Origin of the sequence: Klebsiella sp. Shm-1, from assembly GCF_040804525.1 — a bacterium.
Taxonomy (GTDB): domain Bacteria; phylum Pseudomonadota; class Gammaproteobacteria; order Enterobacterales; family Enterobacteriaceae; genus Klebsiella; species Klebsiella pneumoniae.
The window spans coordinates 3725282-3747788 of record NZ_CP161823.1 but is presented as its reverse complement, the minus strand read 5'-3'; the positions used below and the strand labels follow the sequence as shown (position 1 = coordinate 3747788).

At 63.4% G+C, this 22507-nt stretch carries 19 protein-coding genes; 11 read left to right on the top strand and 8 right to left on the bottom strand.

Going from position 1 to position 22507, the window contains the following annotated elements:
• Positions 1-10 precede the first annotated feature (10 nt).
• Positions 11-3892, top strand: a complete 3882-nt coding sequence (gene entF / locus AB1E37_RS18485; RefSeq protein ID WP_029884208.1) for an enterobactin non-ribosomal peptide synthetase EntF — start codon at positions 11-13, stop codon at positions 3890-3892.
• Positions 3893-3956: 64 nt separating this feature from the next.
• On the opposite strand, the gene fepC is transcribed toward entF, so the two are convergent.
• From fepC to fepD, 3 genes are read right to left on the bottom strand one after another with little or no spacing between them, the layout of a single operon-like run.
• Positions 3957-4751 (bottom strand): iron-enterobactin ABC transporter ATP-binding protein, encoded by a 795-nt coding sequence (fepC, locus tag AB1E37_RS18480; RefSeq protein ID WP_002893737.1) that lies wholly within the window; start codon positions 4749-4751, stop codon positions 3957-3959.
• On the bottom strand, positions 4748-5740 hold the full coding sequence (gene fepG, locus AB1E37_RS18475; RefSeq protein ID WP_004147521.1) for an iron-enterobactin ABC transporter permease: 993 nt from the start codon (positions 5738-5740) through the stop codon (positions 4748-4750). The genes fepC and fepG overlap by 4 nt, the downstream gene beginning before the upstream one ends.
• A complete protein-coding gene (gene fepD, locus AB1E37_RS18470; RefSeq protein WP_004151662.1) occupies positions 5737-6744 on the bottom strand; it encodes a Fe(3+)-siderophore ABC transporter permease in 1008 nt (335 codons plus the stop codon). Before fepD ends, fepG begins: the two co-directional genes overlap by 4 nt.
• Positions 6745-6856: 112 nt before the next feature.
• Here fepD and entS point away from each other — a divergent pair, with 112 nt between their 5' ends.
• On the top strand, positions 6857-8098 hold the full coding sequence (gene entS, locus AB1E37_RS18465; RefSeq protein ID WP_004147525.1) for an enterobactin transporter EntS: 1242 nt from the start codon (positions 6857-6859) through the stop codon (positions 8096-8098).
• Positions 8099-8353: 255 nt separating this feature from the next.
• Here entS and fepB read toward each other — a convergent pair whose 3' ends face one another.
• On the bottom strand, positions 8354-9313 hold the full coding sequence (gene fepB / locus AB1E37_RS18460; RefSeq protein WP_002893881.1) for a Fe2+-enterobactin ABC transporter substrate-binding protein: 960 nt from the start codon (positions 9311-9313) through the stop codon (positions 8354-8356).
• 188 nt (positions 9314-9501) lie between these two features.
• Between fepB and entC the strand changes: the two genes are divergently transcribed.
• The 7 genes from entC (at position 9502) to AB1E37_RS18425 (ending at position 17092) form a co-directional block, all read left to right on the top strand.
• Positions 9502-10677, top strand: coding sequence for an isochorismate synthase EntC (gene entC, locus AB1E37_RS18455; RefSeq protein ID WP_021464372.1), 1176 nt, complete (start codon positions 9502-9504; stop codon positions 10675-10677).
• A 9-nt stretch (positions 10678-10686) separates the two neighbouring features.
• Entirely contained in the window at positions 10687-12294 is a 1608-nt protein-coding gene (gene entE / locus AB1E37_RS18450) for a (2,3-dihydroxybenzoyl)adenylate synthase EntE (RefSeq protein ID WP_020324573.1), read from the top strand.
• 13 nt (positions 12295-12307) lie between these two features.
• Positions 12308-13159 (top strand): enterobactin biosynthesis bifunctional isochorismatase/aryl carrier protein EntB, encoded by an 852-nt coding sequence (gene entB, locus AB1E37_RS18445; RefSeq protein ID WP_004183356.1) that lies wholly within the window; start codon positions 12308-12310, stop codon positions 13157-13159.
• An 8-nt stretch (positions 13160-13167) separates the two neighbouring features.
• The gene (gene entA / locus AB1E37_RS18440; RefSeq protein ID WP_024622880.1) at positions 13168-13914 is read left to right on the top strand and encodes a 2,3-dihydro-2,3-dihydroxybenzoate dehydrogenase EntA; all 747 of its coding nucleotides are present in this window, start codon (positions 13168-13170) and stop codon (positions 13912-13914) included.
• Complete coding sequence (gene entH / locus AB1E37_RS18435; protein ID WP_002893892.1) at positions 13915-14328, top strand: proofreading thioesterase EntH; 414 nt, start codon at positions 13915-13917, stop codon at positions 14326-14328.
• Positions 14329-14684: 356 nt separating this feature from the next.
• Complete coding sequence (gene cstA / locus AB1E37_RS18430; RefSeq protein ID WP_012737624.1) at positions 14685-16790, top strand: pyruvate/proton symporter CstA; 2106 nt, start codon at positions 14685-14687, stop codon at positions 16788-16790.
• 104 nt (positions 16791-16894) lie between these two features.
• Entirely contained in the window at positions 16895-17092 is a 198-nt protein-coding gene (locus tag AB1E37_RS18425; RefSeq protein ID WP_002893903.1) for a YbdD/YjiX family protein, read from the top strand.
• Here AB1E37_RS18425 and AB1E37_RS18420 read toward each other — a convergent pair.
• The 4 genes from AB1E37_RS18420 to AB1E37_RS18405 form a co-directional block, all read right to left on the bottom strand.
• Positions 17089-17493, bottom strand: coding sequence for a helix-turn-helix transcriptional regulator (locus AB1E37_RS18420; RefSeq protein ID WP_004176911.1), 405 nt, complete (start codon positions 17491-17493; stop codon positions 17089-17091). The two genes, AB1E37_RS18425 and AB1E37_RS18420, sit on opposite strands and share 4 nt — an antisense overlap.
• Positions 17468-17770 carry a type II toxin-antitoxin system RelE/ParE family toxin gene (locus tag AB1E37_RS18415; protein ID WP_023284842.1) on the bottom strand — a complete coding sequence of 101 codons (303 nt, stop codon included), beginning with the start codon at positions 17768-17770 and terminating at the stop codon, positions 17468-17470. Before AB1E37_RS18415 ends, AB1E37_RS18420 begins: the two co-directional genes overlap by 26 nt.
• A 183-nt stretch (positions 17771-17953) precedes the next feature.
• Positions 17954-18697 carry an SDR family NAD(P)-dependent oxidoreductase gene (locus AB1E37_RS18410; protein WP_021464368.1) on the bottom strand — a complete coding sequence of 248 codons (744 nt, stop codon included), beginning with the start codon at positions 18695-18697 and terminating at the stop codon, positions 17954-17956.
• Positions 18698-18754: 57 nt separating this feature from the next.
• Positions 18755-19843 carry an oxidoreductase gene (locus AB1E37_RS18405; RefSeq protein ID WP_023279722.1) on the bottom strand — a complete coding sequence of 363 codons (1089 nt, stop codon included), beginning with the start codon at positions 19841-19843 and terminating at the stop codon, positions 18755-18757.
• 163 nt (positions 19844-20006) lie between these two features.
• Here AB1E37_RS18405 and AB1E37_RS18400 point away from each other — a divergent pair, with 163 nt between their 5' ends.
• Both AB1E37_RS18400 and AB1E37_RS18395 read left to right on the top strand, forming a co-directional pair.
• Positions 20007-21509: a sugar ABC transporter ATP-binding protein gene (locus AB1E37_RS18400; protein WP_004183363.1), complete on the top strand. Its 1503-nt coding sequence runs from the start codon at positions 20007-20009 to the stop codon at positions 21507-21509.
• On the top strand, positions 21506-22504 hold the full coding sequence (locus AB1E37_RS18395) for an ABC transporter permease (RefSeq protein ID WP_004176906.1): 999 nt from the start codon (positions 21506-21508) through the stop codon (positions 22502-22504). Before AB1E37_RS18400 ends, AB1E37_RS18395 begins: the two co-directional genes overlap by 4 nt.
• Positions 22505-22507 lie beyond the last annotated feature (3 nt).

The window sequence follows — 22507 nt, the reverse complement described above, 5'->3', positions numbered from 1 at the left end:
GGAGCTGACAATGACCACTCGTTTACCGCTGGTTGCCGCGCAGCCGGGGATCTGGATGGCCGAGCGCCTCTCCACTCTGCCAGGCGCCTGGAGCGTAGCCCACTATGTTGAACTACGCGGCGCCCTCGATCCGACGCTGCTGGGAAAAGCGATTGTCGCCGGTCTGCAGCAGGCGGACACCCTCAGCCTGCGCTTTGAGGAAGAGGAGGGGGAAGTCTGGCAGTGGCTGGCGGCCGACCGCACCTTTGCCGAACCGTCGATCATTGACCTGCGGACGGCGCCGGATCCGCATCGCGCCGCTACGGAGCGGATGCAGGCGGATCTGGCGCAGGATCTGCGCGTCGACGGCGGCAACCCGCTGGTGTGCCATCAGCTGCTGCGCGTCGGCGACGACCGCTGGTACTGGTATCAGCGTTATCACCACTTGCTGGTGGATGGCTTCAGCTTCCCGGCGATAACTCGGCAGATCGCCGCCATTTACCGCGCCTGGCAGCGTGGGGAAGCCACTCCTGAGTCGCCTTTCACCCCCTTCGCCGAGGTGGTGGACGAGTACCAGCGCTACGCCGGCAGCGAGGCCTGGCAGCGGGATAAAGCCTTCTGGCAGGCTCAGCGCCAGGCGTTACCGGCGCCTGCCTCACTCTCTGCCGCGCCGCTGGGCGGACGCGCCGCCGGGAGCGATATCTGGCGGATGAAGCTGGAGATGAACGCCGACGCCTTCCGCCGCCTGGCCAGCCATGCGCCGCAGTGTCAGCCCGCTGACCTGGCGCTGGCGCTCACCACGCTGTGGCTGGGGCGCCTGTGCAACCGGATGGACTACGCGGCGGGCTTTATCTTTATGCGTCGGATGGGTTCAGCCGCGCTGACCTCGACAGGGCCGGTGCTCAATGTCCTGCCTCTGGCGGTGCATATTGACGCCCGGGAGACGCTGGCGGACCTGGCGATGCGCCTCGCCGCTCAGCTGAAAAAGATGCGCCGCCATCAGCGCTATGACGCCGAGCAGATCGTCCGCGACAGCGGCAAAGCGGCAGGGGACGAACTGCTGTTCGGCCCGGTGCTGAACGTCAAAGTCTTTGATTACCAGCTGGATATCGATGGTGTGCAGGCAGTGACCCACACCCTCGCCACCGGCCCGGTCAACGATCTCGAGCTGGCGCTGTTCCCGGATGAGACCGGCGGGCTGTCGCTGGAGATCCTCGCCAACAAGGCCCGGTACGACGAAGCCGAGCTCCGTCGCCACATGGCGCGACTGACCGCGCTGCTGGCGCAGTTCGCCGCCGATCCGGCGCTGCGCTGCGGCGAAGCAGAGATGCTCTCCGCCGACGAGCTGGCCCGGCTGGCGGCGGTCAACGATACCGCTGTGCCGCTGCCTGCCACCACCCTCAGCGCGCTGGTGGCCGACCAGGCGCGGAAGACCCCGGATGCCCCGGCGCTGGCGGACGCCCGCTGGCAGTTCAGCTATCGCGAGATGCGTCAGCAGGTGGTGGCGCTCGCGCAGCTGCTGCGTCAGCGCGGCGTGAAGCCGGGCGACAGCGTGGCGGTGGCCCTGCCGCGCTCGGTGTTCCTGACCCTGGCGCTGCACGGCATTGTCGAAGCGGGGGCCGCCTGGCTGCCGCTGGACACCGGCTACCCGGACGACCGCCTGCGGATGATGCTGGAAGACGCCCGGCCGTCGCTGCTGATCGCCACGGAGGACCAGCTGGCCCGCTTCAGCGATATTCCGGGGCTGGAAAGCCTCTGCTACCAGCAGCCGCTGGCCGCCGGGGATGACGCGCCGCTGGCGGTGTCAAAACCAGACCATACCGCCTACATCATCTTTACCTCCGGCTCCACCGGGCGGCCGAAAGGGGTGATGGTCGGCCAGACCGCCATCGTCAACCGCCTGCTGTGGATGCAGGATCGCTATCCGTTATCTGCCGACGACGTGGTGGCGCAGAAAACGCCGTGCAGTTTCGACGTGTCGGTGTGGGAATTCTGGTGGCCGTTTATCGCCGGCGCGCAGCTGGTGATGGCCGAGCCGGAGGCGCACCGCGACCCGCAGGCGATGCAGCAGTTCTTCGCCCGCTACGGCGTGACCACCACCCACTTTGTGCCGTCGATGCTGGCGGCGTTTGTCGCCTCGCTGGATGCCGACAGCATCGCTGCCTGCCGCACGCTGCGGCGGGTATTCTGCAGCGGCGAAGCGCTGCCGACGGAATTGTGCCGCGAGTGGGAGCGCTTGACCGGCGCGCCGCTGCATAACCTGTACGGCCCGACGGAGGCGGCGGTGGACGTCAGCTGGTATCCGGCCTGCGGCCCTGAGCTGGCGGCCGTGACCGGCAGCAGCGTGCCGATTGGCTGGCCGGTGTGGAACACCGGGCTGCGCATTCTCGATGCCGCGATGCGCCCGGTGCCGCCGGGGGTGGCGGGGGATCTTTATCTCACCGGCATCCAGCTGGCGCAGGGCTATCTGGGGCGCCCGGATCTCACCGCCAGCCGCTTTATCGCCGACCCGTTTGCCCCCGGCGAGCGGATGTATCGCACCGGCGACGTGGCGCGCTGGCTGGCGAACGGCGCGGTGGAGTACCTTGGCCGCAGCGACGATCAGCTGAAGATCCGCGGGCAGCGCATCGAGCTTGGCGAGATTGATCGGGTGATGTCGGCCCTGCCGGACGTGGGGCAGGCGGTGAGTCACGCCTGCGTCTTCAACCAGGCGGCGGCGACCGGCGGCGATGCCCGACAGCTGGTGGGCTATCTGGTCTCTGACTCCGGCCTGCCGCTGGATACCGCGGCGCTGAAAGCGCAACTGGCGGAACAGCTGCCGCCGCATATGGTGCCGGTGGTGCTGATGCAGCTCGCTGAGCTGCCGCTGAGCGCCAACGGCAAACTGGACCGCAAAGCGCTGCCGCTGCCGACCCTCGGCGGGGAGCGCAGCGGCCGGCCGCCGGAGCCCGGGATGGAAACCCTTGTCGCCACGGCCTTCAGCCAGCTGCTGGGCTGCGAGGTGAACGATATCGACGCCGATTTCTTCGCCCTTGGCGGTCATTCGCTGCTGGCGATGCGCCTGGCGGCACAGCTCAGCCGCCAGCTGGCGCGGCAGGTGACCCCGGGGCAGGTGATGGTGGCCTCGACGGTGGGCAAACTGAGCGCGCTGCTGGCCGCCGATCTCAGCGATGAGCAGGCTCAGCGCCTGGGGCTGGATACGCTTCTGCCGCTGCGCGAGAGCGACGGTCCGACGCTGTTCTGCTTCCATCCGGCCTCCGGCTTCGCCTGGCAGTTCAGCGTGCTGGCGCGCTATCTCAGCCCGCGCTGGTCAATTACCGGTATTCAGTCGCCGCGCCCGCAGGGGCCGATGGCCAGCGCCGCCAGCCTCGACGAGGTCTGCGAGCATCATCTGCGCACGCTGCTGGCGCAGCAGCCGCACGGCCCTTATTACCTGTTCGGGTATTCGTTGGGCGGCACCTTAGCCCAGGGGATTGCCGCCCGCTTGCGCCAGCGCGGCGAAGCGGTGGCCTTCCTCGGCCTGCTGGATACCTGGCCGCCGGAGACGCAAAACTGGGCGGAGAAAGAGGCCAACGGGCTGGATCCCGAGGTACTGGCGGAGATCGACCGCGAGCGCGAAGCGTTCCTCGCCGCCCAGCAGGGGCAAGCCTCCGGCGAGCTGTTCAGCGCCATCGAAGGCAACTATGCCGATGCGGTGCGGCTGTTAACCACCGCGCATAGCGCGAAGTTTGACGGCAAGGCGACGCTGTTCGTGGCGGAGAAGACGCGGCAGGAGGGGATGGATCCGCAGGTCGTATGGGGCCCGTGGGTGGGGGAACTGGAGGTGTTCAGCCAGAACTGCGCCCACGTCGATATCATCTCCCCGCAGGCCTTTGAGGCCATCGGTCCGGTGGTCAGGGAGATTCTGGGGTAACGGTTGAGTTCGGGCTACAGCAGGTAGCCCGGCTCAGCGTAGCGCAAGCCGGGGAAAGAGGAGATTACCGGCGGCCCAGCGGGACCACCAGCGGCGTATGCGCCACCGGATCTTCAATGATCGTGCAGCGCAGACCGTAAATCCGTTCAATCAGATCGGCGGTGACGATCTCCTTCGGCGCCCCCTCGGCGACGATCCTGCCGTCGCGCAGGGCGATCAGGTGGGTGGCGTAGCGGCAGGCCTGGTTAAGATCGTGCAGCACCGCCGCCAGGGTATAGCCCTTCTCGCGATTCAGCTCACTCAACAGTTCCAGCAGGTCGATCTGATGGCTGATGTCCAGCCAGGTGGTCGGCTCATCCAGCAGCATAATCGCCGTTTCCTGGGCCAGCACCATCGCAATCCACGCCCGCTGCCGCTGGCCGCCGGAAAGCGTGTCGACGCTCTGCAGCGCCAGATCGCTGATCCCGGTCGCTCGCATCGCCTTGTTCACCGCCTCTTCATCTTCTTTGCGCCAGCGGGTAAACAGCGGCTGGTGCGGATAGCGCCCGCGGGCCACCAGCTCCTGCACCGTGATATCGCCAGGGGTGGTGGCATTCTGCGCCAGCAGCCCGATGCGGCGAGCAACCTCTTTACTGGCGTACTGCTGGATCTGCGCGCCGTCGAGCCAGACGTGGCCGCTGGCGGGCGTCATCAGGCGACTGAGGGTGCGCAATAGCGTCGACTTGCCGCAGCCGTTGGGGCCGATAATGGCGGTGAAGTGACCGTCAGGGATGGTCACGTTCAGCGACTCGGCGATGGTCTTGTTCCCGTAGGCCAGGGTTAACTGCTCGCCGCGCAAACGGGAGGGGACAGCACTCATTTTTTGCGGGACTCCTGAATCAACAATGCAATAAGGTAAATACCGCCGAGGCTGACGGTTAACACGCCAACCGGCAGCTGCCACGGCATAAACAGCCGTTGGGCGCCGTAATCGGCCAGCGCCAGCAGCAGCGCGCCGCACAGGGCCGACTGGGTCAGTCCCCAGCGGGCCGTGCCGCTCAGGCGGCGGGCGATATGCGGCGCCACCAGCGCGATAAATGAGATCGGCCCGGCCAGCGCCGTCGAGGCGGCGGTGAGCACCACCGCCACCAGCATCAGCAGCAGGCGCGAACGCTCGACCTGCACCCCCAGCGCGCAGGCGGTATCGTCGCCCATCTCCAGCAGCCGCATCCGGCGAACCAGCAGGGCGCTGCCCACCAGCATCAACAGGATCAGCGGCGCCGACGGCCAGGTTTTACCCCAGGTCAGGCCGTTAAGCGATCCGGCGTTCCACAGGCCCGCAGAAAGGGCGGTCTCCAGCGAGGCGCGCAGCAGCAGCCAGGTGTTGAATGCCACCAGCATGGCGCGCACGCCGATGCCGATAATGATCAGGCGGAAGGTTTCGATCCCGTTGCGCCAGGCCAGCAGCCAGACCACCAGCGAGGTCAGCACCCCGCCGGCCATCGCCGCCAGGGCGATCGCCGTCAGGTTCTGGCCGAAGAGGACCATTGCCACCAGCACGCCGCTCCAGGCGCCGGTGTTAAAGCCCATCACGTCCGGGCTGCCGAGCGGGTTACGGGTCAGCGACTGGAAAATGGCGCCGCTGACGCCGAGCGCGGCGCCGATGAGCAGCGCCATTAACACCCGCGGCAGCCGCCATTCGTTCACCACCATCGCGACGTTGCGCGGCGCATCGCCGAACAGCGCCGAGAACACCTGGTCAATCGTCAGGGGCACCGGGCCTTGCGCCAGCCCGAGCAGGGAAATCAGCAGGCTGGCGGCCATTAGCAGCAGACAGCTGGCTATCAGGCGGCGGGACGGGGCAATCACAGGCCACCTCCCCGCGGCTGGCGGCGCACCAGCCAGATCAGCACCGGCGCGCCGAGAAAGGCGCACACCACCGATACCCGCAGTTCGCCGGGCACCAGCAGGCGGCCAATCACGTCGGCAAACAGCAGCAGGGCCGGGGTGGCGAGCAGGGTGACCGGCAGCGACCAGCGATGATCGGCCCCCACCAGCCAGCGCGCCATATGCGGCATCATCAGGCCGATAAAGGCGATGGGGCCGACGACGGCGGTGGCGCTGCCGCACAGGACGGTGATGACGATCAGGCCGATCAGCTGGGTGCGGGCGACGCGGCTGCCGAGGGCGGTGGCGGTATCGTTGCCCAGGCTCAGGCTGTTCAGCGCCCGGCTCAGCAGCAGAGCGGCGATCCCCGCCACCACTACCGGCAGCAGGACAATTTTCAGCGTTTGCAGGGTGCGGATATCCAGCGAACCGGCCTGCCAGAAGCGTAGCTGATCGTAGACGTCCGGGTTGAGCAGGGCGATGCCGTTGGACAGCCCCTCGAGTACCGCCGCAAGGGCGACCCCGGCGAGAGTGAGGCGCACCGGGCTCAGCTGACCGCCGCCCTGGCTGCCGGTAAAGGCTACCAGCAGCGAGGCGCAGAGCGCGCCGCAGAATGCCAGCAGCAGCTGCTCCTGCGGGGAAGTGATCCCAAACAGCGCCGCGCCGAGGACGATGGCGAAGCTGGCGCCGGAGTTGACCCCCAGCAGGCCGGGGTCGGCCAGCGGGTTGCGGGTGAGCGTCTGCATCAGCGCGCCGGCGAGGCCGAGGGCGACGCCGGCCAGCAGACCGGCCAGAGTGCGCGGCAGGCGCGCGTCCAGCACGATAGTGCAATCAGCGCTTTGACAGGTTCCGCTGAAGGCGGTGAATACCGTGCCGATCGGCAACGATTTGGCGCCGATGGTCAGGCTAAGCGCGGCGGCTAAGGCGAGTAATAGCAACAATCCGGGCACGGCGACAGAGCGTACCGCGGTCGTAGAAAACGACATAACTGACATCCCTGATATGATAATGATAGTAATTATCGTTATCGATTTTATTCAGCTATGGTAGCATGACCCACAGTAAAAAGGGTATTAAAAATAACGACAAGGCGCTGTAATGAACCGACAATCCTGGCTGCTCAATCTCAGCCTGCTGAAAACTCACCCGGCGTTTCGCGCCGTTTTTATCGCTCGCTTTATCTCTATTCTGTCGCTTGGCCTGCTGGGCGTGGCCATTCCGGTGCAGATCCAGATGATGACCCATTCGACCTGGCAGGTCGGGCTGTCGGTGACGCTGACCGGGGCGTCGATGTTTGTTGGTCTGATGGTGGGGGGCGTGCTGGCTGACCGCTATGAACGTAAACGCCTGATCCTGCTGGCGCGCGGCACCTGCGGCGTGGGCTTTGTCGGCCTGTGTCTGAACGCCCTGCTGCCGGAGCCGTCGCTGGCGGCGATCTACCTGCTGGGGATCTGGGACGGGTTCTTCGCCTCGTTGGGGGTGACCGCGCTGCTGGCGGCGACCCCGGCGCTGGTGGGACGGGAAAACCTGATGCAGGCCGGGGCCATCACTATGTTGACGGTGCGCCTGGGCTCGGTGATTTCGCCGATGATCGGCGGCCTGCTGCTGGCCACCGGCGGCGTGGCCTGGAACTTTGGCCTGGCGGCGGCGGGGACCTTTATCACCACCTTAACCCTGCTGCGTCTGCCGCAGCTGCCGCCGCCTCCGCAGCCGCGCGAGCATCCGCTGCGCTCCCTGCTGGCGGGGCTGACCTTCCTCTGCCGGAGCCCGCTTATCGGCGGGATTGCGCTGCTTGGCGGTCTGCTGACCATGGCCAGCGCGGTGCGGGTGCTCTATCCGGCGCTGGCCGGTAGCTGGCAGATGTCGGCCGGACAGATTGGCCTGCTGTACGCCGCTATTCCGCTCGGTGCGGCGCTGGGGGCGTTGACCAGCGGCCAGCTGGCCCAGACGGTGCGGCCGGGCGCGCTGATGCTGGCGACGACGGTGGGATCGTTTGTCGCCATTGCGCTGTTCAGCCTGATGCCGCACTGGGCATTGGGCGCGCTGTGCCTGGCGCTGTTTGGCTGGCTGAGCGCTATTAGCTCGCTGCTGCAGTACACCCTGATTCAGACCCAGACGCCGGAACATATGCTCGGGCGGATTAACGGTCTGTGGACCGCGCAAAACGTCACCGGCGACGCCATCGGCGCGGCGCTGCTCGGCGGCTTAGGGGCGGTAATGACGCCGGCGGCATCCGCCAGCGCCAGCGGCTGGGCGCTGGCGCTTGTCGGTGTGCTGCTGGTTGGGTTGCTACGCGAGCTGCGCCGTTTCCAGCGCCCGGAAATTGTCAACGAAAGTTAAGTCGGGTGCGATTGCCCGGTGGCGGCTGCGCCTTACCGGGTCTGGGGTACGGCAGGCAGGTGCAAGCTCAGTAGGCCGGGCAAGCGCCGCGCCGCCCGGCAAGGTGTGCAGGCCGGGTTCCCGGCCTGATGCCCGGTGGCGGCTGCGCCTTACCGGGCCTGGGGTACGGCAGGCCGGTGCAAGCTCAGTAGGCCGGGCAAGCGCCGCCCGGCAAGGTGTGCAGGCCGCGTTCCCGTCCTGATGGCGCAGCCCGCGTTAGCCGAACAGGCTGGAGAGACGCTGGAGCACCAGCAGAGCGCTGTAGTAGTCAAGGCGGAAGGTCTCGGTGCCCAGCGGGTAGACGCGTTTGCCTGCGACCGCCGGGAGATGCGCCAGCAGCGGGTTGGCGTAGATGGCATCCGCATCTTTCTGGTCGCCGGCGAACAGGAACAGGCTCTGGCCGTTCAGACCGGCCGCGAGGTTCTCCCCGCCCAGCTGCACGATATCGTGGCGTTTACCCTGGCTATGGCTGGCGGGCAGGCCGCCCGGCAGCGTCGCCAGGCTAAAGCCCAGCTGTTGAAGCATCTGCCCCTGAGCCGATTCCGGCGTCCAGATATTGGCGCTGTGCGCGGCGGCGGTATAGACCAGGGCGGTCACCGGCTGCGGCGGCAGTTTCATTTTTTCTTTTAACGAAACGAGCTGTTTATTGAAGTCGGCAATGCGCGCGCTGGCCTGTTGTTCATGACCGGTGATCTGCCCCAGCTGGGTGAGCAGGGTTTGCCAGCTTTTATCGTCATAGTTGATGACCAGCGTCGGGGCGATGGTTTTAAGCTGATCGTACAGCGGCAGGGCGGAGTCGCCGCCGGTCGCGCTCACCAGGATCAGATCCGGCATCTGGGCGGCCACCGCTTCGGCGCTTGGTTCGCCGATGTACAGCCGCGCCAGCTTGCGGGCTTTGGCAACCTCGCTCCACTGGCGCAGAAAGCCCTGGCTATCGGCGACGCGGTTGTTCGGCGTGGTCGCGCCGCTGGCGACCACCGGAGCGTCAATCGCCAGCAGCGAACCGGTAAGCGTCACGCTGGTGGAGACAATGCGCAGCGGCTGACTCGGCAGGGTATGCGTCCCGTAGCTGTCGGTGACCTGGCGCGGCCAGTCCGCCGCCTGGGCTGAGGTAATTCCTAAAAGCAACAGCATGCCGGTCAGCGCACCGCGGCGGCAGAAAGAAAAGAAGTTCACGTCATCGCATCCTGATTTGAAAGGTGATAAATGCGTCTCATTTTCAACTTTGTGTCAGCAGGATGCAAGCCAAAGTGGCGGCGCCATGACGTAACGCGGTTGACATGGCGGGCAATACCTTTTAGGTTAGCCAACCAAAATATAAATGATAATTATTCTTAATATCTTTATCGTTTTTGGAGGATGATATGGAAACGTCACTGGCTGAGGATGTAAAGAAACCGACCCGGACCCTGTCGCCGGACAGCTTCTTCTTTATGTCGCCGTACCGCAGTTTTACCACTTCAGGCTGCTTCCGTCGCTTCTCACAGCCCGCCGTTGGCGGCGATGCGCTGAACGGCGAGTTCCAGCAGCAGATGGCGGCCGCCTTTGCCGAGGCCCGGGCGGCGGGGATCCGCAAGCCGGTGATGGTCGGGGCTATCCCGTTCGACACCTGTCAGCATTCCGAGCTCTATATCCCCGAGCGCTGGGAAGCGTTCTCTCGCCCGGAAAAGCAGCGTTCCGCCCGCTATGCCGCGCCGCTGGAGGCGATGGAGGTGGTGGAGCGTCGGGAGATCCCGGAGCAGGACGCGTTTTTAGCCATGGTGGAACGCGCCGCCGCGCTGACCGCCACCCCGGAAGTCGACAAAGTGGTGCTATCAAGGCTTATCGATATTACCACCCGCGACCGCGTCGACAGCGGCGCGCTGATGGAGCGACTGATCGCCCAGAACCCCGCCAGCTTTAACTTCCACGTGCCGCTCTCCGACGGCGGCGTGCTGCTGGGCGCCAGCCCGGAGCTGCTGCTGCGTAAAGAAGGACAGCACTTCAGCTCTCTGCCGCTGGCCGGCTCCGCCCGTCGCCAGCCGGACGATGTGCTGGATCGGGAAGCAGGCAACAGGCTGTTGGCCTCCGGCAAAGATCGCCACGAGCACGAGCTGGTGACCCAGGCGATGAAGAGCGTGCTGGGCCCGCGCAGCAGTCAGCTGTCGCTACCGGAGTCGCCGCAGCTGATTACCACCCCGACGCTCTGGCATCTGGCGACGCCGATCGCAGGCACCGCGCTGGCGGAAGAAAACGCCATGTCGCTGGCCTGTCTGCTGCACCCGACGCCGGCGCTGAGCGGTTTCCCGCATCAGGCGGCGAAGCGCCTGATTGCTGAACTGGAACCCTTCGATCGCCAGCTGTTCGGCGGCATCGTCGGCTGGTGCGATGACGAAGGCAACGGCGAGTGGGTGGTGACTATCCGCTGCGCGCGTCTGCAGCAGCGTACGCTGCGCCTGTTTGCCGGCGCGGGCATTGTTCCGGCCTCCTCGCCGCTGGGCGAATGGCGCGAAACCGGCGTCAAACTGACCACCATGCTTAACGTATTTGGCTTGAACTAAGAGGCAAGGATGATTGCATTTACCCGTTGGCCGGAAGAGTTTGCGGCCCGCTATCGTCAAAAAGGCTACTGGCAGGATCTGCCGTTAACCAATCTGATCACCCGTCACGCGGACAATGACGCCGTGGCGATTATCGATGGCGAGCGGCAGATTAGCTACCGCCAGTTTAACCAGCTGGTGGACAACCTCGCCTGCTCGCTGCAGCGCCAGGGACTGAAGCGCGGGGAGACCGCGCTGGTGCAGTTGGGCAATGTCGCCGAGTTTTACATGACCTTCTTTGCGCTGCTGCGCATCGGCGTCGCGCCAGTGAACGCTTTGTTCAGCCACCAGCGCAGCGAACTTAACGCCTACGCCGCGCAGATTAAACCGGCGCTGCTGATTGCCGATCGCGAGCACGCTCTGTTTGCTGACGATAGCTTTCTCCACGCGTTTATCGCGGAACATCCTTCCCTGCGCGTCGCACTGTTGCGTAACGACGGCGGCGAGCGCGATCTGGCGACGGAGATTAACCGCCCGGCGGATAACTTTATCGCCAATCCAACCCCTGCCGACGAAGTGGCCTTTTTCCAGCTCTCCGGCGGCAGCACCGGGACGCCGAAGCTTATCCCACGCACCCATAACGATTACGACTACAGTATCCGCCGCAGCAACGAGATCTGTGGGATTAACGCTGAAACGCGCTACCTCAACGCGCTGCCGGCGGCGCATAACTATGCGATGAGTTCCCCGGGTTCGCTCGGCGTCTTCCTCGCCGGCGGGCGGGTGATCCTCGCCGCTGACCCGAGCGCCACGCTCTGTTTCCCGCTGATCGAAAAACATCAGATCAACGTTGCCTCGCTGGTGCCGCCGGCAGTCAGCCTGTGGCTGCAGGCGATTCACGAATGGGGCAGCAACGCCCAGCTGCAATCGCTGCAGCTGCTGCAGGTCGGCGGCGCGCGCCTGTCAGCGACGCTCGCCGCGCGCATTCCGGCGGAAATCGGCTGTCAGCTGCAGCAGGTGTTCGGCATGGCGGAAGGGCTGGTGAATTACACCCGCCTCAACGATAGCCCGGAGCGGATTATCAACACCCAGGGTTGCCCGATGTGTCCGGACGACGAAGTGTGGGTGGCGGACGCCGACGGCAACCCGCTGCCGCGCGGCGAAGTTGGCCGTCTGATGACCCGCGGTCCTTATACCTTCCGCGGCTATTACAACAGTCCGCAACATAACGCGGAAGCCTTTGACGCCGAGGGGTTTTATTGCTCCGGCGATCTGATTTCGATCGACGAAGATGGGTATATCACCGTCCAGGGCCGGGAAAAAGATCAGATCAACCGCGGCGGCGAGAAGATCGCCGCTGAAGAGATCGAAAACCTGCTGCTGCGCCATGAGGCGGTGATCCACGCCGCGCTGGTCAGCATCGAAGACAATCTGCTGGGCGAGAAAAGCTGCGCTTATCTGGTGGTGACCTCGCCGCTGCGCGCCGTCGCCGTGCGCCGCTTCCTGCGCGAGCAGGGGGTGGCGGAATTTAAACTGCCGGACCGCGTGGAGTGCGTTGCCGCGCTGCCGCTGACGCCGGTGGGCAAAGTCGATAAAAAACAATTACGTCAGTGGCTGGCCGAAGGCAAGCTGGGCTGAAGGAGAACAGAGAATGGCAATCCCTAAATTACAGGCATATGCGCTGCCGGAAGCCAGCGATATTCCGGCGAACAAAGTTAACTGGGCCTTTGAGCCGTCGCGCGCCGCGCTGCTGATCCACGACATGCAGGAGTATTTCCTCAACTTCTGGGGCGAAAACAGCGCGATGATGGAGAAAGTGGTGGCTAATATCGCTGCCCTGCGCGACTTCTGCAAACAGAACGGCATTCCGGTGTACTACACTGCCCAGCCGAAAGAGCAGAGCGATGAAGACCGCGCCCTGCTGAATGATATGTGGGGGCCGGGTCTGACCCGCTCGCCGGAGCAGCAGCAGGTGATTGCCGCGCTGGCGCCGGATGAAGACGATACCGTGCTGGTGAAATGGCGCTACAGCGCGTTTCATCGCTCGCCGCTGGAGGAGATGCTGAAAGAGACCGGCCGCGATCAGCTGATCATCACCGGCGTTTACGCCCATATCGGCTGCATGACCACCGCCACCGATGCTTTCATGCGCGATATCAAACCGTTCTTTGTCGCCGACGCGCTGGCAGATTTCAGCCGTGAAGAGCACCTGATGGCGCTGAAATACGTCGCCGGCCGCTCCGGCCGCGTGGTGATGACCGAAGAGCTGCTGCCGCTCCCAGCCTCCAAAGCGGCGCTGCGCGCGCTAATTCTGCCGCTGCTCGACGAATCCGACGAACCGCTGGATGATGAAAACCTGATCGATTACGGTCTGGATTCGGTGCGGATGATGGCCCTGGCCGCCCGCTGGCGCAAAGTGCACGGTGACATCGACTTCGTGATGCTGGCGAAAAACCCGACCATCGACGCCTGGTGGGCGCTGCTCACCCGCGAGGTGCACTAATGGCGGCGCTGGATTTTCGCGGTCAGACCGTGTGGGTGACCGGCGCAGGTAAAGGGATTGGCTATGCCACCGCGCTGGCTTTCGTCGAGGCCGGGGCTAACGTCACCGGGTTCGACCTCGCCTTTGACGGCGAAAGCTACCCGTTTGCCACCGAAACGCTGGACGTCGCCGATGCCGACCAGGTACGCGAGGCATGCAGCCGGCTGTTGGCGAACACCGAGCGTTTAGATGTGCTGGTGAACGCCGCCGGGATCCTGCGCATGGGCGCTACCGACCAGCTGAGCGCGGAAGACTGGCAGCAGACCTTCGCGGTCAACGTCGGCGGGGCGTTCAACCTGTTTCAGCAGACGATGGCCCAGTTCCGTCGCCAGCGGGGCGGGGCGATCGTCACCGTCGCCTCCGATGCTGCGCACACGCCGCGCATCGGCATGAGCGCCTATGGCGCCTCGAAGGCGGCGCTGAAAAGCCTGGCGCTGACCGTAGGCCTTGAGCTGGCGGGCAGCGGGGTGCGCTGTAATCTGGTGTCGCCGGGCTCCACCGATACCGATATGCAGCGCACCCTGTGGGTCAGCGACGATGCAGAGCAGCAGCGGATCCGCGGCTTCGGCGAGCAGTTTAAGCTCGGCATCCCGCTGGGTAAAATCGCCCGCCCGCAGGAGATCGCCAATACCATTCTGTTCCTCGCCTCTTCTCACGCCAGCCATATCACCCTGCAGGATATCGTGGTTGATGGCGGCTCGACGCTGGGGGCGTAAATGGCCTGGAAGCGAGAGCTTACGCTGGCGGCGCTGAACGCCAGCAGCGAAAATACCATGGTGGCGCATCTTGGCATCATCTACACCCGACTGGAAGAGGGGCTGCTGGAGGCGGAGATGCCGGTGGATGCGCGCACCCATCAGCCGTTTGGCCTGCTGCACGGCGGCGCTTCCGCGGCGCTGGCGGAGACGCTGGGCTCGATGGCCGGTTGGCTGATGACCGAAGAAGGGCAGTGCGTCGTCGGGACTGAGCTTAACGCCAGCCATCACCGGGCCGTCTCCAGCGGGAAAGTGCGCGGCGAGTGCCGTCCGCTGCATCTTGGTCGCCAGAGCCAGAGCTGGGAGATTGTGGTGTATGACGAGAAGGGGCGGCGCTGTTGCACCTGTCGTCTGGGCACCGCGGTGCTGGGCTAAGAAGCCGCTGTTTCCCCGGCTTGCGCTACGCTTAGCCGGGCTACGTATCGGCGCAATGGGGTAGCCCGGATAAGGCGCAGCGCGCCGCCATCCGGGAGTGTCCCTGCTCGCATTGCGCTTAGCAGGGCTAAGTATCTGTAGGTCGGGTAAGGCGTTAGCCGCCACCCGACAAAAAAAACGGCACCGTTCACGGTAACCCTTTCATTCATTTTCCTGCCTTAAGTGATCTCGCTAGCAATGTGAGACAAATCTCTGTGGGTGTACGGCATCTGCGATGTTTCGGTGTTGTTAAATTCTGCGTTGTGATCTAGAAACAAAATGTAACATCCTGATTACCCTACCGGTGGACCACAACAATGAATAATTCAGGGAAATACCTTATCTGGGCGCTGCTCTCCGTCATCGGAGCCTTCGCCCTCGGCTATATCGCTTTAAACCGGGGTGAGCAGATAAACGCGCTGTGGATTGTCGTCGCCGCGGTCTGCGTTTATTTGATCGCGTATCGTTTCTACGGCCTGTATATCGCTAAAACCGTGCTCGGCGTTGACCCGACGCGGATGACGCCCGCGGTGCGGCATAACGATGGCCTCGACTACGTTCCAACCGACAAAAAAGTGCTGTTCGGTCACCATTTTGCCGCCATTGCCGGCGCGGGGCCGCTGGTGGGCCCGGTGCTCGCCGCGCAGATGGGCTACCTGCCGGGGATGATCTGGATCCTCGCCGGCGTGGTGCTGGCTGGGGCGGTACAGGACTTTATGGTGCTGTTTGTTTCGACCCGCCGCGATGGCCGTTCGCTTGGCGAACTGGTTAAAGAGGAGATGGGACCGACCGCTGGCGTCCTGGCGCTGGTGGCCTGCTTTATGATCATGGTGATCATCCTCGCGGTCCTGGCGATGATTGTGGTGAAAGCGCTGACCCACAGTCCGTGGGGGACATATACCGTCGCCTTTACCATTCCGCTGGCGATCTTTATGGGCATCTACATCCGCTATCTGCGTCCGGGACGCATCGGCGAGGTGTCGGTGATAGGCCTGGTGATGCTGGTGTTCGCCATCATCTCCGGCGGCTGGGTGGCGGAAAGCCCGACCTGGGCGCCGTGGTTTGATTACACCGGCGTACAGCTGACCTGGATCCTGGTGGGCTACGGATTTGTGGCTGCGGTACTGCCGGTCTGGCTGCTGCTGGCCCCGCGCGATTATCTCTCCACCTTCCTGAAAATCGGCACCATCGTGGGGCTGGCGATTGGCATCCTGATTATGCGCCCGACCCTGACGATGCCGGCGCTGACCAAGTTTGTCGATGGTACCGGCCCGGTATGGACCGGCAACCTGTTCCCGTTCCTGTTTATCACCATCGCCTGCGGCGCGGTCTCCGGCTTCCATGCGCTGATCTCCTCCGGCACCACGCCGAAAATGTTGGCCAACGAAAGCCAGGCCTGCTTTATCGGCTACGGCGGCATGTTGATGGAATCCTTCGTCGCTATTATGGCGCTGGTGGCGGCCTGTATTATCGATCCGGGCGTCTACTTCGCGATGAACAGCCCGATGGCGGTGCTGGCGCCGGCGGGTACCACCGATGTGGTCGCCTCGGCAGCGCAGGTGGTGAGCGGCTGGGGCTTTAGCATTACGCCTGATACGCTGCATCAAATCGCCAGCGAGGTCGGCGAACAGTCGATTATCTCCCGCGCCGGCGGCGCGCCAACGCTGGCGGTGGGGATGGCCTACATCCTGCACGGCTCGCTGGGCGGACTGATGGATGTCTCGTTCTGGTACCACTTCGCCATTCTGTTTGAGGCGCTGTTTATCCTGACGGCGGTTGACGCCGGCACCCGCGCGGCGCGCTTTATGCTGCAGGATCTGCTGGGCGTGATTAGCCCGGGGCTGAAAAAAACCAGCTCGCTACCGGCCAACCTGCTGGCGACCGCGCTGTGCGTCCTGGCTTGGGGCTACTTCCTGCATCAGGGGGTGGTCGATCCGCTGGGCGGGATTAACACCCTATGGCCGCTGTTCGGTATTGCCAACCAGATGCTGGCGGGGATGGCGCTGATGCTCTGCGCGGTGGTCCTGTTCAAGATGAAACGCCAGCGCTACGCGTGGGTGGCGCTGCTGCCGACCAGCTGGTTGCTGATCTGTACGTTGACCGCCGGCTGGCAGAAGTCGTTTAGCCCGGACACCAAAGTTGGTTTCCTGGCGATCGCTAATAAATTCCAGGCGATGATCGACAGCGGCAACATTCCGCCGCAATATACCGAATCACAGCTGGCGCAGCTGGTGTTTAACAACCGTCTCGATGCCGGACTGACCATCTTCTTTATGATCGTGGTGGTGGTGCTGGCGCTGTTCTCGATTAAAACCGCGCTGGCGGCGCTGAAAGAGGATAAACCGACGGCGAAAGAGACACCGTACCAGGCGATGCCCGCCGATGCGCAAACTATAACCGCGCAGGCGAAGCGCGCGCATTAACCGGTGTGCCGGGTGGCGGCTTCGCCTTACCCGGCCTACATTTCCGATCCTCCCTCTCCCTTTGGGAGAGGCTCGGGGTGAGGGATACAAAAGAGAAATGACTTATGTTTGACACCCTTTCCAAAGCAGGTAAGTACCTGGGCCAGGCGGCGAAGATGATGATCGGCGTGCCGGATTACGATAACTACGTCGAGCACATGCGAATAACCCACCCGGATCAGACGCCGATGACTTATGAAGAGTTCTTTCGCGAACGCCAGGACGCGCGCTACGGCGGCAAGGGCGGGGCGAAGTGCTGTTAACCCTCTTTCGGCAGATAGAGGCTGATCTGCTCCTGAGTACAGCCGTAAATCGCCGCCAGCTTCTCGCGGGTGCGCTTTTGCGGACGGGAGTCCAGCGCTTCCAGCTGTGACACCGCGGACTGGCTGATGCCAAGCTTTTCGGCTACCTCCTGCTGGGACATCCCGCGCAGGATGCGCCACGCGGCCTGCAGGCTGACGTTTTCTTTATGCATCACGTCGCATACTTCGCCCGGCAGCATGACGTCATCATAGATATCTGATTCATAAGGAATATCTTCCCAGTCGCTTTCATCCTCGTCGTCGTACTCCAGCAGAGCCAGGCGCATACGAAAGTAATCGCTGTAAGGAATGACGACATACTGGTCTTTTCCTTCTTCATCCTTGATGTACTGAATAGTCATATTCGGTATGTTCCTCATGAAGGTAGGTGGTGGTGGTTCGGCGTTTAACCGCCACGACGTAGCAGGTATCGCCCGGCGGATCCCCAAAGGTGTAGATGACTCTGTAATCACATAATCGCAGCCGGTAGTGGTTTTCGGGAGAGGACAATTTTTTGATATCCGAGATAGGTGAAGCTTTATCATCCATCTTCTCCAGCCTGGATTTAATGCGGCTCTTATACCGAGTATCGATTTTAGAAAATTGCTTATCTGCCGTTTTTGACCAGACAATTTTCATCCGTACCTCCACTGTACGCCCACACAAAATATAAGGAAATAATAAGACTATTAGATAAATTCCGAATTTCTTATGGGGTACTGTAGAGCGGAGAAAAAACGCAGGTAAGAGGCAAAACGCAACCCGTCGAGGCGGTGCGGGAAGGCCTCTGCCGGGCGACAGAGGCTTGCAGAAAATGTGCGATCAGGCGTTCAATCCGCCATCCACGTCCAGCCCCGTACCGGAGATCTGCCCGGCGGCCGGGCTGGCGAGGAAGGTGACCGCCGCGGCGATGTCTTCCGGCTGGCCGTAGTGACCGACCGCAATCATCTGGCGCTGGGCTTCCGCCTGTTCTCCGTCTTCCGGGTTCATATCGCTGTTGGTCGGCCCTGGATGGACAAGGTTAACGGTGATCCCGCGAGGGCCTAAATCACGCGCCAGGCCACGGGTCAGGGCGTTGAGGGCGGACTTGGTCATGGCGTAAACCGAGATGCCCGGCATGGCCACGCGGTTAGCCAGACAGCTGCCGATATTGATGATCCGTCCGCCATCGGCCATATGCACCAGCGCTTCCTGGGTGGCGATGACCACTCCACGGATATTGACGTTGATAAGCGCGTCAATGTCCGCCAGCGTCATGGATTCCAGTGGACCGCCGCGGGCTATTCCGGCGTTGTTGACCAGAATGTCCAGCCCGCCGAGGGACCGGGCCGCATGGGTGACGGCATCCTGAATCGCCTGCGCGCTGGCGCTGTCGGCCTGTACCGCTTCGCCGTACCGACCCAGGGCCTTTATTTCATCGGCGACCGCCTGGGCTTTATCGACCGATTTTTCATACGTAATAACCACATCGGCGCCGGCGCGCGCCAGCGACAGCGCGATGGCGCGACCCAACCCACGGCTGGCGCCGGTAACCAGCGCCTTCTTACCTGTTAAATCGATCTGCATGATGACCTCGTTGCGAGAGTGGTGAGCATCATCATTAGGTATAGACGGTCGGGGTGATTAACGGCTGAAGTATTCCACCTTCTCAAACGCCGCGCGCAGAACCTCAGGGGTTAACGTCACCGGTAAATAGTGAATCGACTCGCCCGGGCGCAGGGTATGGGCAATGACCCGGTCCAGCTCTGCGCGGTTATTGATATCGACTTCCAGCGCCGCCAGGGTGGTCGGCAGGTTAAAGCGCTGATACGCCTGCACTAACTGCGCCAGCACATCGTCCTGACCAAGCAGGGCGCTCTGTACCAGAATGCCGTAGGCCACTTTGGTACCGTGGAGAAATTTATCCGTCTGCGGCAGCACCGTCAGTCCGTTGTGCACCGCATGGGCGGCGGCGACCCGGGTGTAACGTTCCCCCAGCCCGCCAACCATCCCGCCGCCGGCGATAATCGCCTCCACCACATCGCGAAACGCCTGGGTCAGATCGCCGCGGCGCTGGTCCGCCAGCGCCGTTTCGCTGCTGGCCAGCAGCACATCGCGGATCGCCTGCGCGCCGTTAATCCCCAGCCGCACGGTGAGCGGCAGCGCCTCCGGCTGCGGCGCCAGCACCACGGCCTCATACCATTTGGCTAAGGTGTCGCCAATGCCCGCCAGCAGGTACTCCGCCGGGGCGTTGAGAATAATGCGCGGTTCGACCAGCACCAGGAAGTTGGCGTCATCGAAGATCTCAAAATTCAGGGCCTGTCCGGCGTCGCTATACCACACCGACAGCGGCGTCCACGCCGCGCAGGTGGCGGCGATAGTCGGGATGGCCACCAGCGGTACCCCCAGGCGGCGGGCCAGCACTTTCGCGCTGTCGAGCAGCGCGCCGCCGCCGACGCCAATCACTACCGCCCGATCGTCACCGGAGGCCTGCACCAGCCCCGCCACGTCGCGTTCGCTGCAGTGGCCGGTAAAGCGGATCTTTTTCGCCTCCGGCAGGTGGAAGGCCGCCGGCAGAAAAGGTTCGGCGCCGGCCAGAGCGCGCTCGCCATAGACCCACACCGCTCGCGAGAGCTGGTCGGCGTTAAAAAAATCGCTCAGCCGCGCAAGGCTGCCAGGATGGGAGAAATAGTTGGCCGGGCCGGGCACGACGCGGATATCGCTGTTGCTCATGGAAGCTGTCCTTATGGGTGTTGGGCTAACCTGATGTTATGTCTGGACATCCAGATGGCTAATATTATTTCGTTGTATCTTATGCTTTTTACGCAGTTGTCAGCCAGCGGCGGCTATGAAAAATTCGTTAAATCAGAAGATTAATTGCCGCACGGGAGCAGTGATGAGCGCGAATCGCCTTGAGATGCATAACATTAGCCTGGCCTTCTCCGGCTTTCAGGCGCTGAACAAGGTGGACTTTACCCTCCATGGCGGGTCGGTGCATGCCCTGACCGGGGCCAACGGCGCGGGTAAGTCGACGCTGATGGCCGTGCTGTGCGGCACCCACGCCCACTATGAGGGCGAAGTGACGATCAACAACCTGCCGGTCACCATTCGTTCGCCGCGGGATGCTAAACAGCTGGGGATCCACCTGGTGCAGCAGGAGGTGGACGTGGCGCTGGTGCCGGGCCTGAGCATTGCGGAAAACATTATGCTGGACAGGCTGGCGGAGCCGGGCATGACCTTCCGCTGGTCGCGGGTTCGGCAGCTGGCGCGCGAGGCGCTGGCGCAGCTGGATGTGGCGCTGGACGTCCGGCGCTCCATTGACAGCTGCACGCTCGCCGAAAAACAGCAAATCCTGTTGGCCCGCGCCCTGTCGCACCATTGCCGCTTTTTGATCCTCGATGAACCCACCGCGCCGTTGGATCAGCATGAAAGTGAGCGTCTGTTTGCGGTAGTACGCCGTCTGCAGCATCAGGGGATCGGGGTGGTGTTTATTTCGCATCGTATCCATGAGCTGAAGGCGATCTGCGACACCCTGACGGTGCTGCGCGACGGGCGGCTGATTGAGAGCGGCCCGATGGGGCCGCTGAGCGGCGAACAGATCGTCGAAAAGATGCTGGGCCACGAGCTGAGCGATATCTTCCCGCCGCCGCGCCCGCCGCACGGCGAAGAGGTGCTGTTGCAGGTTGACGGTCTGCATGATGAGGCGTTGCTGCAGGATATTTCGCTGCGCCTGCGGAAGGGGGAAATTCTGGGTATCGCCGGGCTGGCCGGCGCGGGCAAAACCGAGCTGTGCAAAGCGCTGTTCGGCGCCAGCAAAAGCCGGGTGCAGCGTGGCGAGCTGAACGGCCAGCCGTGGCGACCGCGCGATCCGGCCGACTCGGTGGGGCGCGGCCTGGCGCTGGTCCCGGAGGAGCGACGCAAAGAGGGCATTTTCATTGAAGAGCCGATCGCGATGAACCTGGCGGTCAGCGCCGATAACAGCTTTTCGCGCTGGAGCCTGTTTGGCCATCGGCAGGCCTGGCGCTGGGCGGAGGAGGTGATTGCCCGCCTCGGCGTGCGCGCTACCGGTCCCGGTCAGACGCTGCGCCGTCTTTCCGGCGGCAACCAGCAGAAGGTGGCCATTGGCAAATGGCTGCGCGGTGATGCCAACGTTTTGATTTTTGACGAACCGACCAAAGGGGTCGATGTGAAAGCGAAAACCGATCTGTTCATGCTGATCGATGGTCTGGCACGGGAAGGCAAAGGGGTGATTTATGCCTCGGGTGAATTCGCCGAGCTGGTCGGTTTATGCGACCGCATCTGCGTACTGTGGGACGGACGGATCGTAGCGGAGATCCCCGGCGCGGAAGCCCGGGAAGAGACACTGCTTTATTATTCAACCGGAGGAGCGGCAGCGTGAGCAAGGCCCTGGCAGTAAACGCGACGGTATCGGGCCGTCAGCGATTTTTTGATTTTCTCTATAAGTGGGGCATGTTGCTGACCGTGGTGCTGCTGGTGGCGGTCTTTGGCCTCGCCTCGGACAACTTCCTTGACCCGTTCAACATCATCAACATTCTGCGCTCGATTGCCATCGTGACGGTGATTGCCATTGGGGTGTCGATTTCCCTCACCATCGGCGGCTTCGATCTGTCAGTGGGATCGACGGCATCGCTGGCTAACGCGCTGGTGATTTCCCTGTTTGTCTGGCATGGCCTGGGGACCACCGAAGCGATTCTGATAACCCTCGCGCTCTGCACCCTGGTGGGGCTGTTTAACGCCTTTCTGATCGTGGTGCTGCGCATTCCTGACATGCTCGCCACCCTGGCCAGCCTGTTTGTGATTCAGGGCGTGGCAATGACATACAGCTATGGTGGGTCGATTACCGAAAACATGGTGCTGCCGAGCGGCGAGATGGCGGAGGGTACTATCCCGGCGGCCTTTGGCGCGCTGGGGCAGGTGCCGACCATCGTCATTATCATGCTGGTGGTGACGCTGATCGCCCAGCTGGCGCTGTCGTTCACTACCCACGGACGGCGGATGTACGCCATCGGCGGCAACCCGGAGGCGGCGCGGCTCTCCGGCCTGCGGATCACGCGTTACAAAGTCGCAGCATACGTGATTGCCTCGCTGCTGGCCGGGCTGGGCGGCATTCTGCTGGCCTCGCGCATCGGCTCTTCGCAGGTCAACGCCGGCGGCGGCTATCTGATGGACGCGGTGGCCGCGGCATGGATCGGCTTTTCGCTGGCGGGCTCCGGCAAACCAAACGCCCTGGGGACGCTGGTGGGGGCGGTGATCCTCGGCGTGCTCTCCAACGGGCTGGTGATGCTCTCGGTGCCGTATTACGCGATGGACATTATTAAAGGGTTGGTGCTGGCTGGCGCGCTGGCACTGACCTATTTTCAGCGCCGTACTTAACAT